General features: G+C 72.2%; 3 protein-coding genes. All 3 read right to left on the minus strand.

Features of this window, described 5'->3' with window-relative positions; translation table 11 throughout:
* Positions 1 to 51: 51 nt before the first annotated feature.
* On the minus strand, positions 52 to 2,886 hold the full coding sequence (topA, locus tag ACFXA3_RS34780; RefSeq protein WP_385193692.1) for a type I DNA topoisomerase: 2,835 nt from the start codon (positions 2,884 to 2,886) through the stop codon (positions 52 to 54).
* A 280-nt stretch (positions 2,887 to 3,166) separates the two neighbouring features.
* The gene (locus ACFXA3_RS34785; RefSeq protein WP_385193694.1) at positions 3,167 to 3,364 is read right to left on the minus strand and encodes a hypothetical protein; all 198 of its coding nucleotides are present in this window, start codon (positions 3,362 to 3,364) and stop codon (positions 3,167 to 3,169) included.
* 224 nt (positions 3,365 to 3,588) lie between these two features.
* Positions 3,589 to 5,109, minus strand: coding sequence for a methyltransferase (locus tag ACFXA3_RS34790; RefSeq protein WP_385193696.1), 1,521 nt, complete (start codon positions 5,107 to 5,109; stop codon positions 3,589 to 3,591).
* Positions 5,110 to 5,229 lie beyond the last annotated feature (120 nt).

Raw genomic sequence — 5,229 nt, forward strand, 5'->3', positions numbered from 1 at the left:
CCGCGGGGAAACGCCGGGGCCCCGGGCGACGGCTGCCCGTCTCCTGCTCGTCTACTCGTCCGAAGCCGGGGCGGCGGCGGCCGCCTTCGTCGCCGTGGCCTTCTTGGCGACGGTCTTCTTCGCGGCCGTCGCCTTCGCGGTCGTCGTCTTCTTCGCCGCCGTCTTCTTGGCGGCCGTGGTGGCCTTCTTCGCCGGGGCCTTCTTGGCGGGCGCCTTCTTGACGGCCTTCTTCGCCGTCTTCTTGGCCGGTCCCTTCGCCCGCTTCTCCGCGAGCAGCTCGTAGCCGCGCTCCGGCGTGATCGTCTCGACGTCGTCGTCCCGCCGCAGCGTCGCGTTCGTCTCGCCGTCCGTCACGTACGGCCCGAAGCGGCCGTCCTTGACGACGACCGGCTTCTCGCTGACCGGGTCCGTGCCGAGCTCCTTCAGCGGGGGCTTGGCCGCCGCCCGGCCGCGCTGCTTCGGCTGCGCGTAGATCGCGAGGGCCTCGTCCAGCGTGATCGTGAACAGCTGGTCCTCGGTCTCCAGCGACCGCGAGTCCGTGCCCTTCTTCAGGTACGGGCCGTAGCGGCCGTTCTGGGCCGTGATCTCCACGCCCTCCGCGTCCGCGCCCACGGTCCGGGGCAGGGACATCAGCTTGAGCGCGTCGTCCAGGGTCACGGTGTCGAGGGACATCGACTTGAAGAGCGAGGCCGTCCGCGGCTTCACCGCGTTCTTGCCGGTCTTCGGCGTGTCCTCGGGCAGGATCTCCGTCACGTACGGGCCGTAGCGGCCGTCCTTGGCGACGATCTCGTTCCCGCTGACCGGGTCCTTGCCGAGCTCGAACTCGCCGCTCGGCTTCGCGAACAGCTCCTCCGCGTACCCGATCGTCAGCTCGTCGGGCGCCAGGTCGTCGGGCACGTCGGCGCGCTGGTGGCCCTCCGCGTCCTTCTCGCCGCGCTCGACGTACGGCCCGTAGCGGCCGACGCGCAGCACGATGCCCTCGCCGACCGGGAAGGAGGAGATCTCCCGGGCGTCGATCGCGCCGAGGTCCGTGACCAGCTCCTTCAGACCGCCGAGGTGGTCGCCGTCGGCCGGTACGACCTCCGACGCTTCCTCCGAGCCGAAGTAGAACCGCTTCAGCCACGGCACGGACTGGGCCTCGCCGCGCGCGATGCGGTCGAGGTCGTCCTCCATCTTGGCCGTGAAGTCGTAGTCGACGAGCCGCCCGAAGTGCGTCTCCAGCAGGTTGACCACGGCGAACGAGAGGAAGGACGGCACGAGCGCCGTGCCCTTCTTGAAGACGTACCCGCGGTCGAGGATCGTGCCGATGATCGACGCGTACGTCGACGGGCGGCCGATCTCCCGCTCTTCCAGCTCCTTGACCAGCGAGGCCTCGGTGTAGCGGGCCGGCGGCTTGGTCGAGTGGCCGTCCGCCGTGATCTCCTCGGCCGACAGCGCGTCGCCCTCGGCGACCTGCGGCAGCCGCTTCTCGCGGTCGTCGAGCTCGGCGTTCGGGTCGTCCGCGCCCTCGACGTACGCCTTCATGAACCCGTGGAAGGTGATCGTCTTGCCGGAGGCGGTGAACTCGGCGTCCCGGCCGTCCGCGGCACGGCCGCCGATCTTGACGGTGACCGAGTTTCCGGTCGCGTCCTTCATCTGGGAGGCGACGGTCCGCTTCCAGATGAGCTCGTACAGGCGGAACTGGTCGCCGGTCAGACCCGTCTCGGCCGGGGTGCGGAAACGATCACCCGAGGGACGGATCGCCTCGTGGGCCTCCTGCGCGTTCTTGACCTTGCCGGCGTAGACGCGCGGCTTCTCCGGCAGGTAGTCGGCCCCGTAGAGCTGCGTGACCTGCGCCCGCGCCGCCGACACGGCGGTGTCGGAGAGCGTGGTGGAGTCCGTACGCATGTAGGTGATGAAGCCGTTCTCGTACAGCTTCTGCGCCACCTGCATCGTCGCCTTCGCACCGAAGCCGAGCTTGCGCGAGGCCTCCTGCTGGAGCGTCGTCGTGCGGAACGGGGCGTACGGGGAGCGGCGGTACGGCTTGGACTCGACCGAGCGGACGGCGAACGAGGTGTCCGCCAGCGCGGCGGCCAGTGCCCGGGCGTTCGCCTCGTCGAGGTGCAGGACCTCGCTCTTGAGCTGCCCGTTCGAGCCGAAGTCGCGGCCCTGCGCGATCCGCTTGCCGTCCACCGTGTTCAGGCGGGCGACCAGGGTCGAGGGGTCGGAGGCGTCGCCGGCGCGGCCGGTGGAGAAGGTTCCGGTCAGGTCCCAGTACTCGGCGGAGCGGAAGGCGATGCGCTCGCGCTCCCGCTCGACGACGAGACGGGTGGCCACGGACTGGACACGGCCGGCCGACAGGCGCGGCATGACCTTCTTCCACAGGACCGGCGAGACCTCGTAGCCGTAGAGGCGGTCGAGGATGCGGCGGGTCTCCTGCGCGTCGACCATGCGCTGGTTGAGCTCGCGCGGGTTGGCGACGGCGTCGCGGATCGCGTCCTTGGTGATCTCGTGGAAGACCATCCGGTGGACGGGGACCTTGGGCTTGAGGACTTCCTGCAGGTGCCACGCGATGGCTTCGCCCTCGCGGTCCTCATCGGTGGCGAGGAAGAGTTCGTCGGACTCGGCCAGCAGCTCCTTGAGCTTCCTGACCTGGGCCTTCTTGTCGGCGTTGACGACGTAGATCGGCGCGAAGTCGTGCTCGACGTCGACGCCGAGGCGGCGGACCTCGCCCGTGTACTTGTCGGGGACCTCGGCGGCGCCGTTCGGGAGGTCGCGAATGTGCCCGACGCTCGCCTCGACGACGTATCCCGGGCCGAGGTAGCCCTTGATCGTCTTCGCCTTGGCAGGGGACTCGACGATGACGAGTCGGCGGCCGCCCTTTGCGGTCTCGCTAGTCGGGGACAACTTGGCTCTTCTCTCCGGTCGGCACTCGGTCGCGGTACGGCGACGCTGCGGAGTGTGACGGTACAACCCGCCCCCGTGTCAAACGGCGGAAGCCCGCAACGGCCACTCGAACGGTAACCCGACAAGTGCCATTTCTGCCGCCCGGATACCGCGCCGGACCCGTCGCGATCACCGGGCCGGGTGGCCAGGGGGCCGTCTGGCCCCGCCCCCGCACCCCGCCTGACGTCCTGTTTCCGACCAGGGCCCGCGGCCGCCGGAGCGCCGGTGGAGGAGCCGCCGATCAGAGGCGGGCGAGGCACCACACGCCGAGCGCCAGGCACGCTCCCGAGGCGGCCAGGACGAGCGGAACGGCCACGACGGGGCGCACACCCTCGGCCACTGGCGCGCGGCGCAGGGCGCACGCCCCCGTCCAGCCCAGCAGAGCGGCCCCGAACAGCAGGAAGACGGCCCCCGCAAAGATCCCCGGACCGCTCTCCATGCCGTTCCCCCCTTACCCTCCGGCCACTCCCGGGGCCTCGTACGGGGTCCCCCCCGGATCCCGTCGCCGGCCCTCGGCCGTCCCTTCGAACGGGAGCCTGACAGCCTGGGGGAAACGGCGCGCGAACCCCGGGTTACATCACGGATTCGGCCACGGTCCGGCTGCCGCGGACGGGTCTGCCGAAGGGGTGCCGGCAGGGTCCCGGCGGCGCCGGCGGAGCGCGGTCAGCCCTCGGCCGGCTCCAGGAACCCCTGCTCGACCAGCACCCGGATCGACTCCGGGGTCCGGTCCCGCAGGACCACCGGATCCTCCTGCACCAGGTGCGCGATCGCGTCCAGGATCCGGCCCGCCGTGAGTGAGCCGTCGCACACTCCCGCGAAACCCGCCCCGACCGTGTCGACCTTGGTCGCACGCCGCATCCCGCGGTTCTGCCGCAGCACCACGTGCTCCGGGTCCTCCGCGCCGGGCGCGCCGACCTGCTCCTGGACGACCTCCGCCGCCAGGACGAAACGGGCCTCCAGCAGGGCCGCGTCGTCGTGGTCCCGCAGGTAGTCCTGCCGGGCGAAGTGGGCGACGACCGCGTCGCCGAGCGGCTGCTCCACCGAGTGCGGCCACTCCTCGACCACGACCGACGGCTCGGCCGCGTCACTGCGGCGCAGGGTGATCCAGCCGAAGCCGACGGCCTTGGTCTTGCGGGCCTCGAACTCGTCCAGCCAGTCCTCGTACCGGCGGGCGTACTCGGCGGGGTCGGTGCGGTGGTCGCCCGCGTCCCGCAGCCACAGTTCCGCGTACTGCGTGACGTCCTGTACGTCACGCTGCACGATCCACGCGTCGCAGCCGCGCGGCACCCAGGCGCGGACCCGGTCGTGCCAGTCCTCGCCCTCCACGTGCTGCCAGTTGCCGAGGAACTGCGCGTACCCGCCCGGGTTGAGGTGCGCGCCGGCCTCCTGGACCAGGGTCCGGCACAGGTCGTCGCCGCCCATCCCGCCGTCGCGGTACGTCAGCCGGGCGCCGGGAGAGATCACGAACGGCGGATTCGACACGATCAGGTCGTACGTGGCCCCGCCCACCGGCTCGAACAGCGACCCGAGGAGCAGCTCGGCCTCCTGGGCGCCGGACAGCGCCAGCGTCAGGCGGGTGAACTCCAGGGCCCGGGGGTTGACGTCGGTGGCGGTGACGCGGGTGGCGTGCTGTGCCGCGTGCAGGGCCTGGATGCCGGATCCGGTGCCGAGGTCGAGGGCGCTGCCGACCGGGGTGCGGACGGTGATCCCGGCCAGCGTCGTGGACGCCCCGCCGACGCCGAGCACCACGCCCTCCTCGCGGCTGCCGATCCCGCCGGCCCCGCCGACCGCGCAGCCGAGGTCGGAGACGATGAACCAGTCCTCGCCGTCGGGGCCGCCGTACGGGCGCACGTCGACGGCGGCGTACACCGTGTCCCCGCCGTCGGCGCCCTCCTCCCGCCGCAGCCAGCCGTCGGCCAGCGCCGCTTCGACGGGCAGCGCCGCGGCGGCGTGCGCGTACGGCTCCGGCTGCTGGAGCAGGAACAGCCGGACCAGGCTCGCGAGCGGGCCGTCGCCGCGGCCGCGCGTGGCGCGCAGGGCGGGGACCGTCTCGCTGCGGGCCAGTGCGGCGTAGGCGGGGGCGCCGAGCAGGTCGAGCAGGCCGTCGGCGGTGAAACCGGCGGCGAGCAGGGCCGTGCGGAGCTCGGCGGCGCGGTCGGGCGTGGGAAGGCTGGTGGTACTCACCGGTCCATTGTGTCGGCTGGCGCCCCCGAAGCGTGCGCCGCGCGGCCGAAGGCCCCGCACGCAGCGGGGCGGCCCGGCTCTGTCTCATAAACACAACACCGATCCCACGAGACCCAAAGC

The organism is Streptomyces sp. NPDC059456, from assembly GCF_042750055.1.
In the GTDB taxonomy this organism is placed as follows: domain Bacteria; phylum Actinomycetota; class Actinomycetes; order Streptomycetales; family Streptomycetaceae; genus Streptomyces.